We start from the raw sequence: 23,439 nt of genomic DNA on the forward strand, positions 1-23,439 counted from the left end.
ATATCAGGATACGGAGGTAGAAAATAATGCTTACTCCGCTGGATATACACAATAAAGAATTTAAGAGAAGCTTTCGCGGTTATAGTGAGGAAGAAGTGGATGATTTTCTTGATCAGGTCATCAAAGATTATGAACAGCTGTATCGGGAAAATATTGAATTAAAGGAAAATATGGAGCGCCTGGACAGCAAGCTGGAGCATTTTCAGCACATGGAAAATACCCTTAATAGTACTTTGGTTATTGCCCAGGAAACAGCTGAGGAAGTAAAGCTGAATGCCAAAAAAGAAACGGATCTGATGCTAAAGGAGGCGGAAATCCGTTCCCAGAAATTGATTGACGATGCAATGACTAAGGTTCGCCGTATGAATGGTGAATATGAGGAGTTGAAAAAGCAGTCGCAGATTTATCGTACCCGTATGTGTACTTTGGTTCAGGCTCAGCTGGATATGCTGAAAGCGGATGCGGAAGACGATCAATAATTTGCAGCCAATTTTTATGCCCAGAATAATTTGACTAATATCAATCTGTTTTGTATAATTAATTATTATATGACTTTACAAATCAACGGTAATGAAGGAGATACAATCAGGCAGGAATTTTTCAGCGAGCCGGGGGAGGTGTGAGCCGGGCGGGATTCACCTGATGAGACTGATCACTCCTGAACTGCGAACCGAATTAGTAGTAGGCTTCGCCGTATGACGAGCGTTAATTCGTTACTAAGTGACTGAATTGTCATTAGGGTGGTACCACGGGAAACTAACCTCTCGTCCCTTTGGGATGCGGAGGTTTTAATTTTTTTGGAGGTGTAATCTTTGGACTATAGTAAAACGCTTAATTTACCGGAAACAGATTTTCCCATGCGCGGCAATTTACCGGTTCGCGAACCCCAGATGCTTGAATACTGGCAAAAAAATCAGACATATGAAAAGAGAACTGCCCGGGCCAAGGGCAAACCGAAGTTTATTTTACATGATGGACCACCTTATGCAAATGGCAATATTCATATTGGCACAGCTCTGAATAAGATATTAAAAGATATCATCATCAAATATAAATCGCTGCGGGGGTTTGATACACCGTATATTCCCGGTTGGGATACCCATGGTCTGCCAATTGAACATGCTGCTATTAAAATTTTAGGCTTGAACCGTCATGAGTTAGATCCCCTTGCTTTACGGCGGGAATGCAAACAGTATGCATTTAAGTGCCTGGATATGCAGCGGGAAGACTTTAAACGGCTCGGCGTCAGTGGGGACTGGGACAATCCTTATATTACGCTGAAACCGGAATACGAAGCGAAACAAATTGAAGTGTTCGGCGAAATGGCGAAAAAAGGCTATATTTTTAAAGGTTTAAAAACAGTTTATTGGTGTACTTCCTGCGAAACAGCCTTAGCCGAAGCGGAAATTGAGTACGCAGAAAAAAAATCATATGCTATTTACGTTAAATTTCCCTTAATTGATGCTAAGGGAAACTTGCCGGCGGGCGTTGATCCGAAGAATGTCTATGCCGTAATCTGGACGACAACTCCCTGGACGATGCCGGCTAACGTGGCTATTGCCATTCATCCCACTCTGGAGTATGCTTGGGTGCAATGCAACGAAGAGATTTATCTTCTGGCTGTGGATTTGATTCCATCGGTTGCCAAAGACAATCATTTGGAAAATTATACAATTTTATCGACTATGCAAGGTTCGGCAATTGAAGGAATGATTTTTGCCCATCCCTTCGTGGAGCGCCAGTCGCCGGTTGTGCTGGCGGACTATGTTACCTTAGAACAAGGCACCGGCTGTGTTCACACCGCTCCCGGGCATGGGCAGGAAGACTTTGAGACGGGAATGAAATACGGGCTGCCGATTATTAGTCCGGTAGATCCTACCGGTCATTTTACGGCGGAGGGTGGTATTTTTGCCGGAATGTCGGTACAAGACGCCAATGTTCCGGTGATTAAAACATTAGCCGAACATGGCATGCTGCTTGGCAAAAGCACGGTAAAGCATCAGTATGCGCATTGCTGGCGCTGCAAGAATCCGATTATTTACCGGGCAACGGAACAGTGGTTTGCATCTGTAGACGGCTTTCGCGAGGAAGCGCTGCAGGCAATTAAAGCTGTGCAATGGATTCCTGCCTGGGGTGAAGACCGTATCCACAACATGGTTGCCGATCGGCATGACTGGTGCATTTCCCGGCAACGGGTCTGGGGCGTGCCAATTCCAATCTTCTACTGCACTAAATGCAATGAACATATTATTGATGATACGACCATTAACGCAGTGAAAGAACTGTTCCGTAAGGAAGGATCCGATGCCTGGTGGGCAAAAACCGCGAAAGAAATTCTGCCTGAAGGGTACAGCTGTCCCCACTGCGGCCATAGGGAGTTTCGTAAAGAAAGCGATATTATGGATGTTTGGTTTGACAGCGGTTCCAGTCATGCCGCCGTTTTAAAGCAGCATCCGGCGCTCCATTGGCCTGCCGACCTATATCTGGAAGGAAGTGATCAGCATCGCGGCTGGTTTCAATCCTCCCTGCTGACATCAGTGGCAACTCGCGGCACCGCACCATATAAGGCCGTCCTCACTCATGGCTTTGTTGTCGACGGCGAAGGCCGTAAAATGTCTAAGTCCGTTGGTAATGTGATTTATCCCCAGGAAGTAATTAAAAAATATGGCGCCGATATTTTACGCTTGTGGGTTGCATCCGCTGATTATCAAGCCGATATTCGAATTTCCAACGATATTTTAAAACAGCTGTCGGAAGTGTATCGTAAAATTCGTAATACCTTCCGCTATATTCTCGGCAATTTAAAAGACTTTGATCCTGAAGCCGATCAGGTTTCCTATCAGCAATTAACCGAAATTGATCGCTGGGCCTTGCTGAGATTGGAACAAGTCCGTGAACGGGTTACCCAAGCGTACGAAACTTATGAATTCCATTCTCTGTATCATACTGTTCATAATTTTTGTGCTGTTGATTTAAGTTCCATCTATTTGGATATTTTAAAAGACAGGGTTTATACGGCAGTCCCTGATTCTGTGGAACGGCGGTCAGCCCAAACAGTCATGTATCAGATTCTAACTACTTTAGTTCCGATGATTGCTCCGGTTCTGACCTTTACCGCCGAGGAAGCTTGGCAATACATGCCAAAAATCGAAACGATGCCGGAAAGTGTCCAGCTGGCTGAATGGCCGGCTGCTCACAGCGAATATCTGGACAGCGGGTTGGAAGCAAAATGGAACCGCATTCTCGCTATGCGCAGTGAAATTACCAAAGCGTTGGAAGCGGCCCGCCGGGCTAAAGTGATTGGTCATTCCCTGGATGCAGCGGTTGTTATTTATGCCGATGGCCAGGATTATGAGCAGCTTGCAGCAATCAGCCAGGATTTAGCCAGCATACTGATTGTTTCCACGGCCAGTATTGTGAACAATGTGGAAAGTGCTCCTGCCGATGCTTATCGTGCCCAGGAGATAAATCTGGCGGTCGTTGTTTCGCCGGCACAGGGAGAGAAATGTGAACGCTGCTGGATTTACAGTGATACTGTTGGACAGGATGAAAAGCAGCCGACACTCTGTCGCCGCTGTGCCAACGTAATGAGAAAACTGAAATAAGATTTTTTAGTGATTTAAAACCGGGATTAACTTCCGGTTTTTTTTCTTATTTTCGGCAATACTATTTTGGGAGGAATGGTCATGGAAAAAGAGGCAAAAACCGACATTATCAATTCACAGCTTGAACGGCTGCTTCAGCATCTCGAATCACTGCGCATTGCCCAGTACATCGAATTATTGGAACGCCCGCTCCGCTTGATCATGGTTAATTTTGTCGCTGGCTTAGCCCGTGGTTTGGGAATAGCAATTGGCGCAACGTTAATTTTTGCCGTTATGATTGAATTTCTCCGAAGATTGGTCTTGCTGCATATTCCCGGGATTGGCAACTTTATCGCCGAAATCATTCACATCGTAGAAATACGCAACGGACAATTTTAGCAAATCGCTTATTCAAAAAAGATTAAAGAGGTGTGTAGTATGACAAAAGATGTATTTGATTGTATGCGTGAAAGCCAGAGTACCCGCATGTTTCAACAGGAATCCATTCCAGACCCAACATTGACTCGTATCCTAGAGGCAGGTTGCTGGGCGCCAAGTGCAGGTAATCTTCAGCCTTGGTATTTTTATGTCATTAAAAATCAAGATGTTAAAGAAAAAGTAGCAAACGCGTGCTATGATCAGCATCAGGTTGAAGAAGCCCCTATAAGTATCGTCATCCTAGCGGACCCGGCACGTTCTAACGAGCAATACGGAGAACGGGGCGCACAACTGTATTGCTTACAGGATACAGCTGCGGCTGCAGAAAATATGATATTAGCAGCTGAAGGTTTAGGAATAGCTACCTGTTGGGTTGGCGCTTTTGATGAACGTGAGGTACAAGAGGCCGTAGAAGCGCCGCCTCGGTTACGCGCCGTTGCGATTATTTGTCTTGGATACAGTAATGAGGGAAATAACCAGCCAAAGGCAAGACTGCGGGTAGCCGATGTCACTAAATTTATTAATTAGGGGGGGCTATATTGGACCCTTCAATTTTGGCAAAGACAAAAAAACGGTTGGAATTCGAAAAAAAATTGATATTGGATCAAATTTCCCGCTTGGAAGAAACAGGTATTGATCAGACAATGTCCGACTCTCTCAGCGAGTTATCGGTTTATGATAATCACCCGGCTGACATCGGCGACGAACTGTTTGAACGCAGTAAAGACACTGCATTAATTGATAATGCCCAGGGAATTTTAGAAAAAATTGAAGCAGCCTTGGAGAAACTGGATAATGGATCCTATGGTTACTGCGACAAATGCGGCAAGCCAATTCCCCTGGAAAGACTGGATGCAATACCGTGGGTAGCGCAATGCGTTACCTGTCAAAATAATAGCGAAACCATTGATGCAACCCCGCGGCCGCTTGAAGAAGAAAGCTGGGAGCCACCGTTTCACCGCCATTAACGATATATAACAGAGTAAAAAGAAGCGTAATATGGATTACGCTTCTTTACGTTTGACTCTTTTTTAGGTATCATGTAAGTATTCGCCAATGTGTTTTCATACTAGATGTTAGAATAGGAGAGAGACCCCATGATTATATTTTTAACAGCGGCAATGATCATTGCCGCCGATCAGATATCAAAATATTACATCCAATCCCATATGCTCCCCGGAACATCAGCTCCGATAATACAGGACTTTTTCCATATCACCTACGTGTTAAATCCTGGCGCGGCCTTTGGAATGTTAGAAAATAAAACACTTTTTTTTATTTTTGTTGCTATTGTCCTGGTGCTTGCCGTTCTGTATTTTTATCCTAAAATACCGCATAAATGCAGTCTTTTACGCTTTGGCATCGGCCTGTTAACCGGCGGGGCAATTGGCAATGTAATTGATCGGATCCATTCCGGTTATGTCATTGACTTTTTTGATTTTCGCATATGGCCGGTGTTTAATATTGCAGATATCGCCATTGTTTGCGGCGTTGGCATTATTATTTATACTGTGGTTTGTTTATCACCGAAAGAGGCTGAAGCTAATGATTGCTAACAATAGAACCTATACGATAACGGAAGCTCAGGTTAATAAGCGTTTAGATGTATTTTTAAGCCAAATGCTAACGGAATTTTCCCGCTCCCATGTCCAAAAATTAATTATAGACCACCAAGTTACCGTAAATGGCCATCCGACAAAAGCCAATTATAAGCTGCGGTTAGAGGAACGTGTTGCAGTAGTGATTTCGGAAGGAAAGCCAATGGCAGTAGAACCGGAAAAGATACCGCTGGACATTCTATATGAGGATATCCAGGTTATTGTCGTTAACAAGCCCCGGGGCATGGTCGTTCACCCGGCAACCGGTAATTACAGCGGTACTTTGGTGAATGCACTGCTGGAGCACTGCAATGATTTATCAGGTATTAATGGGACGATTCGGCCAGGTATTGTACATCGGCTTGATAAAGATACTTCCGGCGTTATGGTAGCGGCAAAAACAGACCGTGCGCATATTAGTTTAGCCAAACAAATAAAGGAACGGACCGCTAGCCGACGCTATCTGGCCATCGTTCAGGGAAATATTAAGGAAGAGCAGGGCCTTATCAATGCACCAATCGGCCGCGATCCCAATGATCGTAAAAAGATGGCAGTTACCTTTACCAACAGCAAAACAGCTATTACAAATTTTCGAGTAATTAAACGTTTTGGTAAATATACTTTGGTTGAATGTAAACTGTTAACCGGAAGAACCCATCAAATCCGGGTACATATGACCTATATCGGCCACCCGGTAGTAGGAGATCCTAAATATGGCCCGGGGAAATCCCCCTTTTCCATACAGGGACAGGCACTCCATTCCACAGAGCTAACCTTTGAACACCCGACGACCGGTCAAAAATTGATTTTCTCAGCGCCCATGCCTGCCGATATGCAGGATATATTAAATTCACTTACCAAAAAAAAATAGCTTCAAGAGAGGGATTGTCATGAAAAAATTAGTAGAAAAAACGGTAATTATGGATACTCAGGCAATTAAACGAGCACTTACCCGCGTGGCCCATGAAATTATTGAAAAAAACAAAGGCGTTGCCAATTTAGTTTTAATTGGTATACGGACCCGGGGAGTTCCGATTGCCGAACGCATAGCTAACGAAATAGAAAAGATCGAAGGCGTGCGAGTGCCCGTGGGAATTTTGGACATAACTCTTTATCGCGACGACTTATCGACGCTAAGTTATCAGCCAATTGTTCACGCCACACAAATTCCCGTAAATATTAATGGGAAAAGATTAGTTCTTATTGATGATGTTCTCTATACCGGACGAACTGTCCGGGCTGCACTCGATGCGATTATTGATATCGGCCGTCCCGAAGTAATAGAACTAGCGGTATTGGTTGATCGTGGTCATCGTGAGTTGCCGATTCGCGCCGATTTTGTGGGGAAAAATGTTCCTACTTCCCGCAAGGAGGTTGTAAGCGTTCAACTGGAAGTCATTGATAAATCTGAACAAGTCATGATCGAAGAAATTGTTGAATAATTATAATGGGCTGCATCCTTAGGATGCAGTCCATTTCAGAATGTAGACAAAAGCACAATCACTCCTGGGAATATGGTAAAATAGAACCATAGCTGGGAGTGATTTTATTGTAGGGGTCGCCAGCAAAACGCAGATTTCGTACGCTAAGGGAATTTTTACAACATTTGTATTGTCGGTTGCTTATGTATGAAGCCTGGCAAATAAAAAGTTACGCCCTGCTGTCCGATATGAATAGCAAGAGCGCTTTGCTGTTCACTTCCATTATTTTTTATTGTTATCCCCAACAACATGTTCGAAACCAAAGCGTCTGTAATTATCCCAAAAAAGGCTACGATCTTCAGGAAATTGCGATGGTTCACTCAGGCGCTTTTGTTCATAAAGCGATTCTTCCTTCGGACGTTCTTCCACCAGCAGATCTTGGCATTGCTTGAGAAGCTCCGCTCCTTTGGAAGAGTTAGCCAAGATAAGCGATACTCCCAAAGGGTCAAACCATTCAGGGCAATATTTCTCAATTCCCCAATAATCCGCAATAGTCAAATCAGAAACGCGATGGACATCAGTAAACCGGCACTGCGAACAGGAAGGACGTGTGATAGCCCCAACTTTAAAGAATAACTGGTAAAAACGGTCATCCTCTTTTATTTCCGGGCTTTTTTCTGTAGTAAAGAGGAGCCCTTTGTTGCTATTTGCACGACTCCACCCGGCTTTCTTCGAACGAAATTGTACACTGGCCAGCTTCCCACCATTTTCTTTTTCCAATAACCATTTATATTCCTCCCAGATTAGCGGGCTTGGAATACTGTGACAAATCAAATCGCAAATATACAGCTTTTTCGTAAGCGGTGAATTACCCATAACTGCGCGCAACCCGGCTGCTTGGCAAGGGGTGCCGGTGAACAAAACGTTATAACCCTCTTGCAAATCAGCCTTAATCTCAGCGAAGGTATTACCCATATCGCTCTGCACATATTTAGAAATCCGCATCCGATCACGCTGCTCAGACGTTTCCGCCCGCCGATGAAGAATACGGAAGCCCTCATCATAATCTACTCCATAAACAACGCCATTCTGCCCGAGAATAACATCAGAAATAGCAGTAAATGCGCCGCCAGATGTGGATTGCCGCAAAACCTCCTTTGATTTATGACGCGCCACGTAAAAGCAGGGGATACCACTTTCTTTGTAATTGCCTTCACGTGTCACCGGACAGATTTCGATACATCTGCCACAATCAACGCAAAGAAATTGATTGATATTAGGATATAGAAAACCTTCCTCATCCGGACTCATCGCAATAGCATTTTGGGGACAGATTTGCTCACAGGCACCGCATCCGCAGCAGTCTTCTCTTTTAGAAAACACCGAAATCATCGATATACCTCCCTAAGAATTTTGATGGTATCAATCTTTTTATCTCGAATGGGTTGTACAAATTCCAATTCTAACACCTCATAAATATCATACACAACAACATAATATATCGAGTTAAGTATGATGTAAAGAATGGTAGCTAGTTCTTTATCAATCCCAGCAACGTCAAAGACTTGTTGTATAAGGATTTGACGTTATAATGGTTTACCTGGCATGGGCAGTAACTTGGCGGTGAATGTTCGCTATGGACTTGATCGAGTTTGCCATACTTTACTTGCCTTTCTCATTCAAAAATGTCACTTTACGCTTTTGCGTAAAGTGACATTTTTGTCTACGGTTTGAAATGGGCTGCACCATCAGGATGCAGCCCATTTCTTATCGATTTAATAACTTAGCAACGTAATCTGCTTTAGGCGTAACATAGATAGTATTCTGGCGCTCATAAATAACGAATCCGGGCTTAGCTCCCGACGGTTTTTTTACATGTTTTCGCCGGGTGTAATCAACCGGTACATTGGCCGATTCACGGGCTTTACTAAAGTATGCCGCAAGCTGAGACGCTGCTTTCATCCCGCTTTCCGTTGGCGCTGCCGAATCGCAGCGCAGAATAACATGAGAGCCGGGAATATCTTTAGTATGAAACCAGAGATCGTTGGGCCGGGCAAGTTTAAAAGTTACAAAATCATTTTGACGGTTGTTTTTGCCAATGATAATAATAGAACCGTCCTGAGCAATTGCCTCGGTCGGCGAAACCGGAACCGGGGAAGCTCGCCGCTTTTTTCCTGCGAGCTTGATATATCCGGCAGCGCTTAATTCTTCTCTAATATCGGAAAGCTCGGCAGAAGCTAAAGTGGTAGTAAGAGCAACCTCAATCGTTTCTAAATAGTCAAATTCCTGCTGACAATGGCTCAACTGAACAGCGAGGGATTCTTTCGCTCTTTTGAGCTTATTATATTTTGTATAATAAGTCCGGGCATTTTCCAATGGTGTCAACCTTGATTCAACAGGAATAGTAATCAACTGTTCATCCGGTTTGTCGCTGAACAGATTCGCAACAATAACCTGTTCTTTCCCGTGGGGAATATTATACAAATTCGCCATTAAAAGATCACCGTATTGACGAAAGGAATCAGCATCCTCTGCTTCGGCGAGCTCCTGATGCAAAATGGTCCGCTTACGTTCCAACCGGTTTAATTCAGTGGAAATAATTCTTACGAGTAACACTTGCTCAGGTGAAATATGATTGCCTGATAAGCCGGCTGCAAATTCAGCCGCATTACTCATTGAGGAATAGGAAGTAAAGCCGGAAGCATATTCTGCCTGCAAGTGACCGGGCTGAAACGCTGTTATAGCAATACACCGGTTGTTATAATCGGCAACGACCGTCGGCGAAGTTTCATTATTCTGCAACGGTTGAATTAAACTTTGTATCGCATCTGCCAGGGAGTCGTAATCGGCCTGATCCAGGGATTTAACATCAATGTCACAAGGCAGTCCGGCCCGCCAGATTATTTCTCGCGCGGTAACCGGACCAATGCCGATGCCGGCGGCAACAATTGACTTTGACAGTTTTCCTGTTATTTGAGTCACGGAGTGTAGAAATTCTGCAATAGGTTCTGTAAGAATATTACACTGTGATTGGCCGGGGGGAAATATGTATTCTTTTCCCGGCAGGACTTGCCGATAACGGCTCATATTTACACTAACCCGTTTAATCGCGTCGATGACAACATGATTGTGGGTAAAAATAATATTACTGTGCTTCCCCATTAATTCAGCAATCAGATAGCTAGTCGTAATCATCCCGTGTTCATCCCGTACGTCCACCGCCAGCGAGACGACTCTGTCTAAATTGTGCTGGGAAATACCGGCAATCCGTCCATCGGCCAAATGCTTCCGCAACAGCATACAAAAAGCCGGAGGTGTTGCGGGATTTTCCGGTACCGAAGTTGCGATATGAATACGGGGGCGTTCCGGATTTGCCGAAATAACCAGGCGGATATCTTCCCCTGATTGTCTGACCCAAATAATTAAGGTGTGCTTATCAAGTTGAAATATCTTACTGATTCGCCCGCCGGCAAGCCGATCATTTAACTCAAAGACAAGTGGTGAAAGAGAAAAGCCATCAAGATTCATTTTAACCTCCCAAGCCTAAGCAACTCACATATGCCGCAAGACGATATTGCGTCCGGCAGAATATGTCTTACCGATTATAAATTCTCATTAGTATACCATTATTTCCAACAACCGGTCAAACCAGGTCTAATTATATTTCTTTAGGAATAACATGGATAAAGAAAAACACTGATTAGCGAGGTGCTGGGATTGAACGGGAAAAACTGGTACGCACGTACAGCTCAGGAAGTACTTGCGTTTTGGAAAAGCAACGGGGAAAATGGCTTGTCGACTTCTGAAATAAAAGCCAGATTGCATGAATTTGGTTATAATGAAATGGAAGAAAGGAAAACTACAGTTTGGTGGGAGCGCTTTTTAGCACAATTTCAGGATTTTATGGTATTAGTGTTGATGGCTGCAACACTAATTTCTGCATTTTTAGGGGAATATGCGGACGCCATAACCATTTTAGCCATTGTAATTATTAATGCCATTTTAGGCTTTATGCAGGAATATCGGGCCGAACAATCAATGCAGGCTTTAAAAAAAATTGCTGCGCCCACAGCCCGGGTAATGCGGAATGGTACACTGCAGCAAATACCTGCCCGGGAAGTGGTGCCTGGGGATCTGCTGATGTTAGAAGCAGGCGATAAATTAGCTGCCGACGGCAGACTTTTTCTGTCGCAAAACCTGGAAGTAGAAGAAGCAGCCTTAACCGGGGAGTCTCTGCCCGTACGTAAATTTGCCGATAAACTGTACAGCGAAGATAGTTCCCTCGGCGATCGCAAAAATATGGTTTATGCCGGTACCAGTGTGTCCCGGGGGCGGGGCAGAGCAGTCGTCTGCTCCACGGGAATGGCAACCGAAGTAGGGCATATCGCCGGTATGATTCAAGCAGCAGAACACGAATCTACTCCTCTGGAAAAGCGCCTGGAATATTTAGGACGATGGCTGGTCTGGGGATGCTTAGGTATTTGCCTGGTAATGGTTATTACCGGAGTTGCTAAAGGAGAATCTCTCTTCTTAATGTGCATGTCGGGTATAAGTCTGGCCGTAGCGGCCATTCCGGAAGGATTGCCGGCTATCGTTACGGTGGCGCTGGCACTAGGCGTACAGCGGATGATCAAGCGGAATGCCATCGTCCGCAAACTTCCCGCCGTCGAAACTCTCGGCTGCACAACAGTAATTTGTTCCGATAAAACAGGAACTCTTACGCAGAATGCCATGACGGTAAAAAAAATATTTGCCAATGATACTTTATTTGACGTTACCGGGACAGGATATGATATAAAAGGAGGGTTCCTGGTTCATCAGCAAGAATTAAATGCCAAAGAAAACAAGGTCTTGCAACAGTGCCTGACAATTGGCGCTTTATGCAATAACAGTATGTTAAAACGAAATAATGCGGGCATAACCGGTTTATGGCGCCGCAGACATGACAGCGCCTGGTCCATTGAAGGCGATCCAACGGAAGGGGCATTATTGGTAGCTGCCGCTAAAGCAGGCATCTGGCAGTCCGAATTGGAAAAAACACAGCAGCGCATCAGCGAATTTCCCTTTGAATCGGAACGCCGCCGCATGTCGGTGATTTATGAAAATAAGGGTTCTTATCAATTGTATGTGAAGGGAGCGCCTGATACAATTCTGGGAATGTGCTGTGCTTACAGTAAAGAGGGCAGAGAGGTGCCTCTGTCAGCCCAAATTATCGCTGCCATTTCCGCCGCACATAATCAAATGACACAGCAGGCGCTCCGCGTTTTAGCCGTTGCTTATCGCCTAATCAGTAAAACCGATGCGGCGATACCGGATGAGTCGGTTGAAACGAAGCTGGTGTTTGCCGGCTTGATTGGCATGATTGATCCGCCCCGGGAAGAGGCAAGACAGGCAATTGCTCTTTGTCGTCAAGCCGGCATTAAAACAATTATGATCACCGGCGATCATCGCAATACAGCCGTTGCCGTTGCCCAGGAGCTGACCATGTATAGTGAAGGGGTTCATTTGGCTCTGACAGGTAAAGAGCTTGATTGTTTAAGCAATGATGAATTGGGGAAAATAGTAAATCAGGTAACCGTATACGCCCGGGTATCACCATCGCATAAATTGCGAATTGTCCGGGCCTTGAAAAACCAGGGCCATATTGTCGCAATGACAGGTGATGGAGTGAACGATGCTCCGGCAATTAAAGAAGCGGATATTGGAATCGCCATGGGGCGGACCGGCACGGATGTAACCAAAGAAGCATCGGCGATGATTCTGGCTGATGACAATTTTGCTACAATTGTTGCCGCCATAGAAGAAGGCCGTGGTATTTATGACAATATCCGAAAGTTTATCCGCTATTTATTATCCTGCAATATGGGAGAAGTTCTCACCATGTTTATTGCTTCCGTGGCCGGATTGCCAATGCCGTTGCTGCCGGTGCAGATTCTCTGGGTAAATTTAGTAACCGATGGGCTGCCGGCTATGGCGCTGGGAGTCGATCATAATGATCATGACATTATGAACCGTCCACCGCGAAATCCGGCAGAAAGCCTGTTTTCCCGCGGACTAAGCCGTAAAATAATTACTCGCGGGTTTCAAATCGGCTGTTCTTCTGTGTTCGTATTTGCCGCCGCTTATTTTTTAAAAAATGATTTAGCCCTGGCGCAGACGATGGCCCTTACAACTTTAGTTTTTTCCCAGATGTTTCACGTTTTTGATTGCCGCTCGGAAATATTTACGATATTCGAAGTTGGGTTTTTACGCAATAAATATCTTATTGCGGCAGCAGGTTCTTCGCTTATTATGCAGCTGCTCGTGATTTATACTCCTTTTCTACAAGCAATATTTGGCACGGTGCCTATGGGCGTATATGATTGGACGCTTGTATTAACAGTATCCGGCTGGACATTTTTGCTTAATTTGTTAAAACATCTTTTTTTCCGTCGTTATGTTGCACGTTCCGTACTGAACAAGATACAATAATACAGAGAATGGTTCACTTTGGAGGGTATTGATATGAAATTCAAATTCAGCAAATGGCAGGGCGCAGGTAATGATTTTGTAATTGTAAACGGATTTGAAGAAAAAATCGAAGATTATAAGCAAACCGCCAGAGAAATATGTGACCGTCACTTTGGCGTAGGCGCTGATGGATTGGTACTGATTTTACCATCGGATACAGCTGATTTTCAGATGCGGATTTTTAATTCAGACGGCAGTGAAGCCGAAATGTGCGGCAATGTAACTCGCTGTGTGGCCCGTTACGTTTATGAAACAGGTTTAACCGCGAGTAAAAAAATCACTTTGGAAACCAAGGCGGGTCTGATTAAACCGGAATTGATCTTAGCAGAAGACGGCATGATTCGTACTGTTCGTGTAGACATGGGAGAACCCCGCTTAAGCCGCGGCCAAATTCCCATGACCGGTAATCCGGCGAAACAGCCGATAAACATTCCGTTGCAGATCGCTGATACTGCTTATTCTATTACCTGCGTTTCCATGGGAAATCCCCATTGTGTTATTTTTGTCAACGATGCAGCAGCAATTGATTTAATGGCAACCGGTTCCATGATTGAAACGAATCCGCTCTTTCCGAAAAAAACGAATGTCGAGTTTGTCCAAGTTCTGGCAGAAGACAAAATACGCATGCGAGTCTGGGAACGGGGTGCCGGCATTACTATGGCTTGCGGTACCGGTGCCTGTGCCGCTGCCGTTGCCGCGATATTAAATAACAAAATTAACCGGACGACAGTTGTTGAGCTTGATGGCGGACAACTGGTCATTGAGTGGGCTGGGGATAATCACGTGTATATGTCGGGGCCGGCAGTAGAAGTCTTTCGTGGAGTTTATCTAAACAGATAAATATAATACTATTTTTCATACTTCAGGGCTTAACCGCCCTGTTTTTGTGCCGGTGAAAAAAGGAATTAAACGAAGAGAGTAGAAGTATTTTTAAATAAATAGGACTAATTATAAAATATACCGTCAATAATAACATACGCAAAGGAAGGTGCGACTTATAGTGTTAAAAAGCATGACCGGCTTTGGCCATGGTGAATACATGGACGAAAGCTATCGCTTTACAGCGGAAATTAAAGCAGTCAATCACCGTTATAATGAGATTGCCATTCGAATGCCAAAAAATTTAGGCGCATTAGAAGATAAAATCCGCCGAACCGTTGCAAGTTCCTTACGTCGCGGTCGTATTGATGTATTCATTACTGCGGATGAATATGGACAAAAGAAACGCCGCATAAGGGTTGACAAAGAATTAGCGATCGCTTACCATAATGCAATGAAGGATTTGGCAGAATTGCTGAATGCTTCGGCGGGTGATGATATCTATCAGATTGCCCAATATCCTGAGGTGCTTAAAGTTGAGGAAGCTGCAGAAGATATTGAAGCTTTATGGTCAAAGCTGGCTCCGGCGATTGACACGGCGGTAGCCAATCTCATGTCCATGCGGCTGGCCGAAGGAGCCAATATTCAAAAAGATTTATTGGCACGTATTGAAAAACTGGAGAAACACATTTTGCTAGTAGAAGAGAATGCCCCGCGAATCGTAATGGATTATCGTGAGAAGCTGCTAGGCCGGATGCGGGAAGTTTTAGCGACAGTCGGAGCAGAACCTGATGACACTCGTTTACTGCAGGAAGCCGCATTATTTGCGGACCGCACTAATTTTACCGAAGAATTAGTACGGCTCCACAGTCACTTAGCCCAGTTTAAGACGACCTTGCTGGCCGACGAGGCTGTTGGTCGCAAACTGGATTTTATCGTACAGGAAATTAATCGTGAAACCAATACGATTGCGTCCAAAGCAAATGACTTTACAATCGCTAAAGTAGTGGTAGAAATTAAAAGTGAAATTGAGAAGGTCAGAGAGCAGATTCAGAACATAGAGTAATAATATAACACTCAGAGAAAATGGATTCTAATAGAAAATAGGGGGATTTTATTCATGGAAATTAAACTTATTAACATTGGCTTTGGCAATATTGTTTCCGCTAACCGTATTGTCTCCATTGTCAGTCCCGAATCTGCTCCGATTAAGCGCATCATCCAGGAAGCTCGCGATCGCGGTATGCTGATTGATGCTACGTATGGCCGGCGTACCCGTGCCGTTATTATCGCTGACAGTGATCACGTAATTTTATCGGCGGTACAGCCTGAAACTGTCGCGCATCGCTTAGTAAGCAAAGATACCAGCGATGACACTGCCGAGTAACACAGTGAGGAAGGAGAAATTTATGGCGCAGCAAGGAGTTTTGCTTATTCTTTCCGGTCCGTCAGGTGCAGGGAAGGGAACGGTGTGCCGGGAACTGCTGCGTAGCTGCTCTAAATTGAACTATTCTATTTCAGCAACTACCCGCCAGCCGCGAACCGGAGAAGTAAATGGAGTGAATTATTGGTTTCGATCGCCTGAGCAATTTAAGAATATGATTAAAGCCGATGAACTGTTAGAATGGGCTGAAGTTTATGGAAATTTCTATGGAACACCTCGCCGTCATGTATCGGAGTTGTTAGTCCATGGTGAGGATGTTGTACTGGAAATTGATATACAGGGAGCTATGCAAGTAAAAGAAAAATTTGCTCAGGGAGTTCTTGTTTATATTATTCCTCCTTCACTTGATGAGTTGGCTAACCGTATCTATAAACGTGGTACTGATAGCTTAGAGTCAATAAAAAAGCGCTTGAATTGTGTTAATGATGAACTATCTTATGTGAATAACTATGATTATGTGGTAGTGAATGATGAAGTCAGCCAAGCTGTTGAAAAAGTTCAAACCATTCTAAGCGCTGAGAAGTGCCGGGTATCGCGGAATCAGGATTTGATTCGCTGTATTCATAAATCCAATAACACATAGCAGGGGGAATTCGATGATTTATCCATCGGTAGACACATTAGTCGATAAAGTCGACAGCAAATATACATTAGTGGTACTGGCAGCGAAGCGGGCGCGTGAACTTATGGATGGGGCTGCGCCTTTGGTGGAAAGTAAATCCCATAAGCAGGTAACGGTTGCTTTGCAGGAAATATCACAGGAAAAAATCTCTTATGAACGCACCAAAACAGGAATTAAATAGGAGGCCGCCATGTTAACAAACCTGAAAATTGTTTTGGGCGTAACAGGCGGGATTGCTTCTTATAAAGCGGTTGAACTGGTTAGCCGTTTAAAAAAAGCCGGTGCTTCCGTCCATGTTATTATGACTGAGGCAGCGACTAAATTTGTTACGCCTTTAACCTTTCGTGAAATCAGCGGCAATCCGGTTGTTACCAGTATGTGGACAGAATCGCCTGCCTGGAATGTTGAACATATAGCTTTAGCAAATTTGGCTGATTTATTTGCTGTAGTTCCGGCTACCGCCAATATCATCGGCAAAATTGCCAATGGAATTGCCGATGATATGTTGTCCACAACTATTATGGCTACCCAAGCTCCGGTTTTATTGGCGCCGGCAATGAATAGCAATATGTATTTAAATGCCATTGTGCAACAAAATTTGGCCCGCTTAAAACAATCCGGCTATCATATTATTGAGCCGGACTGGGGGAAATTGGCCTGCGGCACGGAAGGACCGGGACGGTTGCCGGAACCTTCCGTCATTTTTGAAAAGATAACGAGTTTATACCGAGCTGCTCATACCTTTGCCGGGAAAAAAATTTTGGTTACCGCAGGCGGTACCCGTGAACCCATTGATCCGGTGCGCTATATAGGCAACAGATCCAGCGGTAAAATGGGCTACGCACTGGCCACTGCGGCTGCAGCCCGCGGCGCGGAGGTTATCCTGATTTCAGGACCCACAAGTCTGCCTGATCCTGCCGGCGTATTTGTCAAACATATTGAAACGGCGCAGGAAATGCGTCAGGCAGTCCTAGCGGAATACGACAGAATGGATATCATCATCAAGGCTGCTGCGGTAGCGGATTACCGGCCGATGTCTCCAAGCGTTCATAAAATAAAAAAGGCCGATGAAACTTTGACTTTGACTCTGGAAAAGAATCCGGATATTTTGCTGGAATTAGGGCAAAAAAAACAGCATCAAATATTAATTGGCTTTGCCGCAGAAACCCAGGAATTAATTGGCAATGCTTCGCTGAAACTGGCAAAGAAAAATTTGGATATGGTTATCGCCAATGATGTTACTTTGCCGGGAGCCGGCTTTAATTCCGATACAAATATTGTTAAAATATTATATCGCGACGGTCGTATTGAGGAGCTTCCCCAGCTGCCCAAGCAAGAAATTGCTGAACGTATACTTGAAAAAGTATTTGAGTTTTTGTAGAAAAAGGTTGATTTTTTTACCGGTTTAATTTAAAATCATATATATTGAAAAATACATACAATATGCTCATCAAGAGTTGGCGGAGGGACTGGCCCGATGAAACCGCGGCAACCATTTGGCTGTGCCAAAACGGTGCCAATTCCTGCAGATTTTCTGCAAGATGGGAGAGTGACTATCGCCCCTCCTGCCAATGCAATGGGAGCTTTTTTTTTAAGATTTTCTCCTGCTAAAGTTTTGGATTGCCTTTTTAAAACAGGCGTTTGACCTTTTAACAGGATATTATGAAAGGAAGGTGCAGTATGGAAAACAAGCGTGTACTATTTACATCCGAATCGGTAACCGAAGGCCATCCGGATAAAATTGCCGATCAGATTTCCGACAGCGTGCTGGATGCAATTATTGCCCAGGATCCAATGGGCCGTGTTGCTTGCGAAACACTTATCACAACTGGTATCGTGCATGTTGTGGGTGAAATTACAACCAATTGTTATGTCGATATTCCCAAAATTGTTCGGGATACAATCAGAGATATCGGTTATACGCGGGCAAAATTTGGCTTTGACTGTGATACTTGCGGCGTCATGGTTTCCATTGACGAACAATCGCCGGATATTGCTTTAGGCGTCGACAAAGCTTTGGAAGCAAAAAAAGGGCAAATGGATGCGATTGAAGCAATTGGTGCCGGTGATCAAGGCATGATGTTTGGTTATGCCACCAATGAAACACCGGAATATATGCCTTTAACCATCGCTCTGGCCCACAAATTGGCCCGCCGTTTAGCAGAAGTACGGAAAAATAATGAACTCGACTATTTGCGGCCTGACGGAAAAACTCAGGTAACGGTTGAATATGTGGATGGTAAGCCGGTAAGAATTGATACAATCGTAATTTCAACTCAGCATAGTCAGGATGTTGAGTTAGCGACGATTGAGAAAGATCTGATTGAAAAAGTCATTTTGCCGATTGTTCCGGCTGAATTGCTGGATAGCAAGACAAAATATTACATCAATCCTACCGGCCGTTTTGTCGTAGGCGGTCCGCAAGGCGACTCCGGTTTAACCGGCAGAAAAATTATCGTTGATACTTACGGCGGTATGGCGCGCCATGGAGGCGGTGCATTTTCCGGCAAGGATCCAACAAAAGTGGATCGTTCCGCCGCTTATGCCGCTCGCTATGTAGCAAAAAATGTAGTCGCTGCCGGTTTAGCGGATAAATGTGAAATACAGTTGGCCTATGCAATTGGCATTGCCCGTCCTGTTTCGATTATGGTTGAAACCTTTGGCACGGCGAAAGTGGCTGAGCAGTTAATCAAAACACTGATTGAAAAACATTTCGATTTACGTCCTGCAGGTATCATTAAGACATTAGATCTGCGGCGTCCCATCTATCGTCAAACCGCAGCCTATGGGCATTTTGGCCGCACGGATATTGATTTGCCCTGGGAGAGAACCGACAAAGCAGAGCTATTACGCCGCGAGGCACATCGGTAAAATGAATATTCTTCGGCAGGTATTTTATATTGTCTGACGAATGATAGAATTATAGAGTTGAAATGCAAAAAGGGGACTTTAAGTAGTTCCCCTTTTCTGTTTATTAATAAAGGATGATTGATAAAAGTATGGGGCGTATCGCGGAAGTATTAATAAATATAGCGGCGAAAGGTATTAATAAGCCGTTTTCCTATCTCCTGCCCGATGAATTTGGCTTTTTATCTGTCGGCTGGAGAGTGCTGGTTCCATTTGGGCCACGCCAATTGGAAGGGTTTGTAATGAATGTAACGGCTGGGGATACTAGCGGGTTAAAACCGATTTTTGACGTGTTAGACAGTTCCGTATGGTTTAATGACAACATGCTGAAAACCGCCGAATGGATTTCAGACTATTATCTATGTACCTTAGCGGAAGCCATGCGCCTTTTCATCCCGGGAAAGTCGGGAATTAAAGCTCAAACACACTATCGTATTCACGAAGCAGTAGATGCGCCGCAGGTGATTGCACATTTGTCTGCCAAAGCGGATTTTCAGCGTCAGCTATTCGAATACCTGAAAGGCAACGGACCAACTAATATCACTGTATTAAAAAAAAAATTCGGTCCTCATAGCTTACCGGCATTGCAGCAGCTTTTACGTAAAAAACTAATCGTCGCGGACTATACGGCAACGGCCAGACTTCGTGCTAAATATAAGTCTGTTGTCGAACTGGCAATCAGCCCTGATGCTGCCGCTATAGCCGCGGCCAGACTTTCCGGCAAACCGGCTCAGCTTCGGCTTTTCTTCGCATTATTGGCAAAAGGTTCATTGGAACATTCCGATTTAGCGCAAATAAAGGCAAGCCGCGCTACGGTTAAAGCGCTGGTGCAGGCAGGAATTGCTGTGATCCGCCAGGTTCAAGTCATACGAAATACCTATAATGAAAAGCAGTCTGTCCCTGCCAATATTACCTTAACCGCTGAACAGCAGCAGGCAGTAGCAAAAATAAGTTCTGCGATAAAGTCTCAACGGTTTCATTCGTTCCTGCTGCATGGAATTACCGGCAGCGGTAAAACCCAGGTTTATATCGAAGCAGTTGCGCTGGTAAGACAAAATAATCGGCAAGCAATCGTTCTGGTTCCGGAGATTGCTTTAACCAGTCAAATTGTGTTTCGTTTTCGCAGCCGTTTCGGCGACGATGTGGTCGTGATTCACAGCAAGTTGTCTGCCGGTGAACGGGCTGATGCCTGGCAACGGCTGCATTATCAGCAAGCAGGTATTGTTATCGGCGCCCGTTCCGCTATTTTCGCACCTCTTTTCGACATTGGCATTATCATTATCGATGAAGAACATGAATTTACGTATAAGCAGGAAGAGACTCCCCGCTATCACACTCTTGCGGTTGCCATGACCCGTGCCAGAATGGCGGATGCAATTGTGGTTATGGGAAGCGCCACTCCTTCGGTGGAAACTTATTATAACGCATTGCAGCACAAACACACACTGCTGCCTATGATCAATCGTATCAATCACTCTGCACTGCCTCAGGTACAAGTAGTTGATATGAGGGAGGAGCTGCGTGCAGGACGGCGCAGTGTACTTTCCGCACCGTTGAAGGAACTGCTGAATGAAACATTCAGCCGGCAGGAGCAGGCTATTATTCTATTAAATCGCCGCGGCTATTCTACTTTTGTATTGTGCCGGGAATGCGGTCATGTTATGCGCTGTCCCCATTGTTCCACATCCTTGGTCTACCATGCAGCCGGCAACTATCTTCGCTGCCATTATTGCCAGTGGACCGAACAAGTTCCTGATGTTTGCCCGGCTTGCCGCAGCCGGTATATCCGCTATTTTGGCACAGGTACGCAAAAGCTCGAAGAAGAATTCCGCCAGCAGTGGCCCTATATCCGGATGATTCGTATGGATCAGGATACAACCGGTAAAAAAATGTCCCATCATAAAATATTAGCTGCTTTTGCCAAAGGCAGCTATGATGTTTTGCTTGGCACTCAGATGGTCGCCAAAGGACACGATATAGACAATGTCACAGCAGTCGGCATTATTTCCGCCGACACGGCGCTTAATTTACCTGACTTTCGGGCGGCCGAACAAACCTTCGATTTATTAACCCAAGCAGCCGGTCGAGCGGGAAGGGGGATAAAGCCGGGAAGAGTTGTGGTACAAACCTATAATCCGGATCATTACGCAGTACAAACAGGAGCGATGCAGGATTATCTTTCTTTTTATAAAACAGAAATCAGCTATCGTCATGATCTGGGTTATCCTCCCTTTGGGCAGTTGATCAAGTTTACGATAGTATCCAGCGACGAAAATATTTCCTGCCGTCAGGCAGCATTGACAGCGGAAGAGTTAAGATCCGGCTTAGATGATTTACCCAATATTGAAATCATCGGTCCGTTTAAAGCCCCAATAGCAAAAATTAACGACATGTATCGTATGCAGCTCCTTATCAAATCTCCGGGAATGGATATCGTCAAAACTCGTTTAAATCATATGGATATTGTTTCTCGGTCCAATATTATCATTGATGTCGATCCAGTAAACGTAATGTAATCATTCAAACAAGTACGGATGTATTTTATAAGATTAGGGGATTTTATAAGTAGGACAAGCTCCTACCCATAGATTTTTTTATCTTTCTATGATAAAATTTCCCCAGGGTCAATTATTTTAACATTTACCCGCATTTTGTGTTGCCTGAATGGCAATCAACAATAAGGAGGACCAATATGGCAGTCCTAGAAATAAAACAAGCCGGCGATAAAATTTTAAAAGAGCACTGTGCTCCTGTAGCAAAAGTCGACAGAAGAATAAGGCAGATGCTGGATGATATGGCGCAGACCATGTACGCCGCCGATGGGGTCGGACTCGCCGCACCTCAGGTCGGTTTAGCGCTGCGAGTTGTTGTGGTTGATGCCGGTGATGGCCTAATTGAGCTAATTAATCCGGTAATAGTCAATTCAGAAGGGTCTGAACAAGGGACGGAAGGCTGTTTAAGCATCCCGGGAGTCTATGGAGAAGTGGAACGCTGTAGTAAAGTTACGGTGGAAGGGCTGAATCGATTTGGGAAAAAGGTCCAAGTTGAGGGAACCGGCCTCCAGGCTCGTGCTTTGCAGCATGAAATTGACCATCTGGAAGGCATATTGTTTATTGAACTCGCAAAAACGATTTGCCGGGAGAACAGCTAAATGTCAAGTTGCCGTATCGTATTTATGGGAACGCCGGACTTTGCCGTTCCCTGCCTGGACATGCTGGTAAGGGAACAGTATGATGTGATTGCCGTAGTCACTCAGCCTGACCGTCCGCAAGGCCGTGGTCAAAAATTAACGGCTTCACCAGTTAAGCAAGCCGCTCTGCACTATAATCTGCCTGTTCTGCAGCCGGAGAAAATTAAATCCCCGGACTTTGAAGCTAGACTGGCTCTGTTGCAACCTGATGTGATCGTTGTTGTTGCCTTTGGTCAGTTTTTGTCTCAAACTATCTTAAACCTTCCCCCCTGGGGCTGTATAAATGTCCATGCATCGCTGCTCCCTCAATATCGCGGGGCTGCTCCGATTCATTGGGCGGTCATTCAGGGTGAAAAGTATACAGGTGTAACGACTATGTACATGGATAGTGGGATGGATACCGGTGATATGATTTTAAAAGCGGAAGTTCCCATTGAGCCGGAAAATACCACAGGCGATATTCATGATAAATTAAAAGAGGTGGGAGCCGCTGTTCTCAAAAAGACACTTACACTGATCAAAAATCGCCAGGGGCCCCGCACTCCCCAGAATTCAAAGTTTGCCAGTTATGCTCCCCTGTTAACCCGCGAGCTCGAACGTATTCATTGGAGCCAGTCGGCTGTTTCCATTCACAATCTTGTACGCGGCCTTAATCCATGGCCGGGATCCTTTTGTTTGTTCCAGGGGAAATCACTAAAAATTCGGCAAACTCGTTTGGCGGAACCGGGAAGTTCTGCTGCTAATCACCCCGGCCGGATATCCCGTCTAACCAACGCTGGCTTCGTTGTGGAAACAGGACAAGGATTTATCGAAATTCTTGTCGTTCAGCCGGAAAGCAAACGTAGCATGAATGCCAATGACTATGCCAACGGATATAATATCACCGTCGGAGACGTATTGGAATAG

Annotated in this window: 21 protein-coding genes and 1 riboswitch; of the genes, 19 read left to right on the forward strand and 2 right to left on the reverse strand. The window is 44.8% G+C overall.

What is annotated here, in order from left to right; all coding sequences use genetic code 11:
- The first annotated feature begins 26 nt into the window (after positions 1 to 26).
- The 8 genes from ABFC84_12940 to pyrR all read left to right on the forward strand — a co-directional run bounded on the left by ABFC84_12940 (position 27) and on the right by pyrR (position 7,062).
- Complete coding sequence (locus ABFC84_12940; protein MEN6413643.1) at positions 27 to 479, forward strand: DivIVA domain-containing protein; 453 nt, start codon at positions 27 to 29, stop codon at positions 477 to 479.
- Positions 480 to 812: 333 nt separating this feature from the next.
- The gene (ileS, locus tag ABFC84_12945; protein ID MEN6413644.1) at positions 813 to 3,605 is read left to right on the forward strand and encodes an isoleucine--tRNA ligase; all 2,793 of its coding nucleotides are present in this window, start codon (positions 813 to 815) and stop codon (positions 3,603 to 3,605) included.
- 81 nt (positions 3,606 to 3,686) lie between these two features.
- Positions 3,687 to 3,983, forward strand: a complete 297-nt coding sequence (locus tag ABFC84_12950; GenBank protein ID MEN6413645.1) for a DUF5665 domain-containing protein — start codon at positions 3,687 to 3,689, stop codon at positions 3,981 to 3,983.
- Between the two features lie 39 nt (positions 3,984 to 4,022).
- Positions 4,023 to 4,550 (forward strand): nitroreductase family protein, encoded by a 528-nt coding sequence (locus tag ABFC84_12955; protein MEN6413646.1) that lies wholly within the window; start codon positions 4,023 to 4,025, stop codon positions 4,548 to 4,550.
- 11 nt (positions 4,551 to 4,561) lie between these two features.
- Positions 4,562 to 4,990: a TraR/DksA C4-type zinc finger protein gene (locus ABFC84_12960; protein MEN6413647.1), complete on the forward strand. Its 429-nt coding sequence runs from the start codon at positions 4,562 to 4,564 to the stop codon at positions 4,988 to 4,990.
- A gap of 129 nt (positions 4,991 to 5,119) precedes the next feature.
- Complete coding sequence (gene lspA / locus ABFC84_12965; GenBank protein ID MEN6413648.1) at positions 5,120 to 5,578, forward strand: signal peptidase II; 459 nt, start codon at positions 5,120 to 5,122, stop codon at positions 5,576 to 5,578.
- Complete coding sequence (locus ABFC84_12970) at positions 5,568 to 6,491, forward strand: RluA family pseudouridine synthase (GenBank protein MEN6413649.1); 924 nt, start codon at positions 5,568 to 5,570, stop codon at positions 6,489 to 6,491. The genes lspA and ABFC84_12970 overlap by 11 nt, the downstream gene beginning before the upstream one ends.
- A gap of 19 nt (positions 6,492 to 6,510) precedes the next feature.
- Positions 6,511 to 7,062, forward strand: coding sequence for a bifunctional pyr operon transcriptional regulator/uracil phosphoribosyltransferase PyrR (gene pyrR / locus ABFC84_12975; GenBank protein ID MEN6413650.1), 552 nt, complete (start codon positions 6,511 to 6,513; stop codon positions 7,060 to 7,062).
- 261 nt (positions 7,063 to 7,323) lie between these two features.
- On the opposite strand, the gene ABFC84_12980 is transcribed toward pyrR, so the two are convergent.
- Positions 7,324 to 8,433 (reverse strand): Coenzyme F420 hydrogenase/dehydrogenase, beta subunit C-terminal domain, encoded by a 1,110-nt coding sequence (locus ABFC84_12980; GenBank protein ID MEN6413651.1) that lies wholly within the window; start codon positions 8,431 to 8,433, stop codon positions 7,324 to 7,326.
- A gap of 375 nt (positions 8,434 to 8,808) precedes the next feature.
- On the reverse strand, positions 8,809 to 10,569 hold the full coding sequence (locus tag ABFC84_12985; protein ID MEN6413652.1) for an NFACT family protein: 1,761 nt from the start codon (positions 10,567 to 10,569) through the stop codon (positions 8,809 to 8,811).
- A 189-nt stretch (positions 10,570 to 10,758) separates the two neighbouring features.
- Between ABFC84_12985 and ABFC84_12990 the strand changes: the two genes are divergently transcribed.
- From ABFC84_12990 to fmt, 11 genes are all read left to right on the forward strand, one after another.
- Positions 10,759 to 13,512, forward strand: a complete 2,754-nt coding sequence (locus tag ABFC84_12990) for a calcium-transporting P-type ATPase, PMR1-type (protein MEN6413653.1) — start codon at positions 10,759 to 10,761, stop codon at positions 13,510 to 13,512.
- Between the two features lie 33 nt (positions 13,513 to 13,545).
- On the forward strand, positions 13,546 to 14,391 hold the full coding sequence (dapF, locus tag ABFC84_12995) for a diaminopimelate epimerase (GenBank protein ID MEN6413654.1): 846 nt from the start codon (positions 13,546 to 13,548) through the stop codon (positions 14,389 to 14,391).
- Positions 14,392 to 14,551: 160 nt separating this feature from the next.
- Positions 14,552 to 15,436, forward strand: a complete 885-nt coding sequence (locus ABFC84_13000; GenBank protein ID MEN6413655.1) for a YicC/YloC family endoribonuclease — start codon at positions 14,552 to 14,554, stop codon at positions 15,434 to 15,436.
- Between the two features lie 54 nt (positions 15,437 to 15,490).
- Positions 15,491 to 15,757, forward strand: a complete 267-nt coding sequence (locus tag ABFC84_13005; GenBank protein ID MEN6413656.1) for a DUF370 domain-containing protein — start codon at positions 15,491 to 15,493, stop codon at positions 15,755 to 15,757.
- A gap of 22 nt (positions 15,758 to 15,779) precedes the next feature.
- Positions 15,780 to 16,397 carry a guanylate kinase gene (gmk, locus tag ABFC84_13010; GenBank protein MEN6413657.1) on the forward strand — a complete coding sequence of 206 codons (618 nt, stop codon included), beginning with the start codon at positions 15,780 to 15,782 and terminating at the stop codon, positions 16,395 to 16,397.
- 13 nt (positions 16,398 to 16,410) lie between these two features.
- Complete coding sequence (rpoZ, locus tag ABFC84_13015; GenBank protein ID MEN6413658.1) at positions 16,411 to 16,617, forward strand: DNA-directed RNA polymerase subunit omega; 207 nt, start codon at positions 16,411 to 16,413, stop codon at positions 16,615 to 16,617.
- Between the two features lie 9 nt (positions 16,618 to 16,626).
- On the forward strand, positions 16,627 to 17,817 hold the full coding sequence (gene coaBC / locus ABFC84_13020) for a bifunctional phosphopantothenoylcysteine decarboxylase/phosphopantothenate--cysteine ligase CoaBC (protein MEN6413659.1): 1,191 nt from the start codon (positions 16,627 to 16,629) through the stop codon (positions 17,815 to 17,817).
- 63 nt (positions 17,818 to 17,880) lie between these two features.
- Positions 17,881 to 17,984, forward strand: a riboswitch (SAM riboswitch).
- Between the two features lie 132 nt (positions 17,985 to 18,116).
- A complete protein-coding gene (metK, locus tag ABFC84_13025; protein MEN6413660.1) occupies positions 18,117 to 19,307 on the forward strand; it encodes a methionine adenosyltransferase in 1,191 nt (396 codons plus the stop codon).
- Between the two features lie 128 nt (positions 19,308 to 19,435).
- Positions 19,436 to 21,859: a primosomal protein N' gene (priA, locus tag ABFC84_13030; protein MEN6413661.1), complete on the forward strand. Its 2,424-nt coding sequence runs from the start codon at positions 19,436 to 19,438 to the stop codon at positions 21,857 to 21,859.
- A gap of 176 nt (positions 21,860 to 22,035) precedes the next feature.
- Positions 22,036 to 22,494 carry a peptide deformylase gene (gene def / locus ABFC84_13035; protein ID MEN6413662.1) on the forward strand — a complete coding sequence of 153 codons (459 nt, stop codon included), beginning with the start codon at positions 22,036 to 22,038 and terminating at the stop codon, positions 22,492 to 22,494.
- Positions 22,495 to 23,439: a methionyl-tRNA formyltransferase gene (gene fmt / locus ABFC84_13040; protein MEN6413663.1), complete on the forward strand. Its 945-nt coding sequence runs from the start codon at positions 22,495 to 22,497 to the stop codon at positions 23,437 to 23,439.

This window comes from Veillonellales bacterium (assembly GCA_039680175.1).
Lineage (GTDB): Bacteria > Bacillota > Negativicutes > JAAYSF01 > JAAYSF01 > JBDKTO01.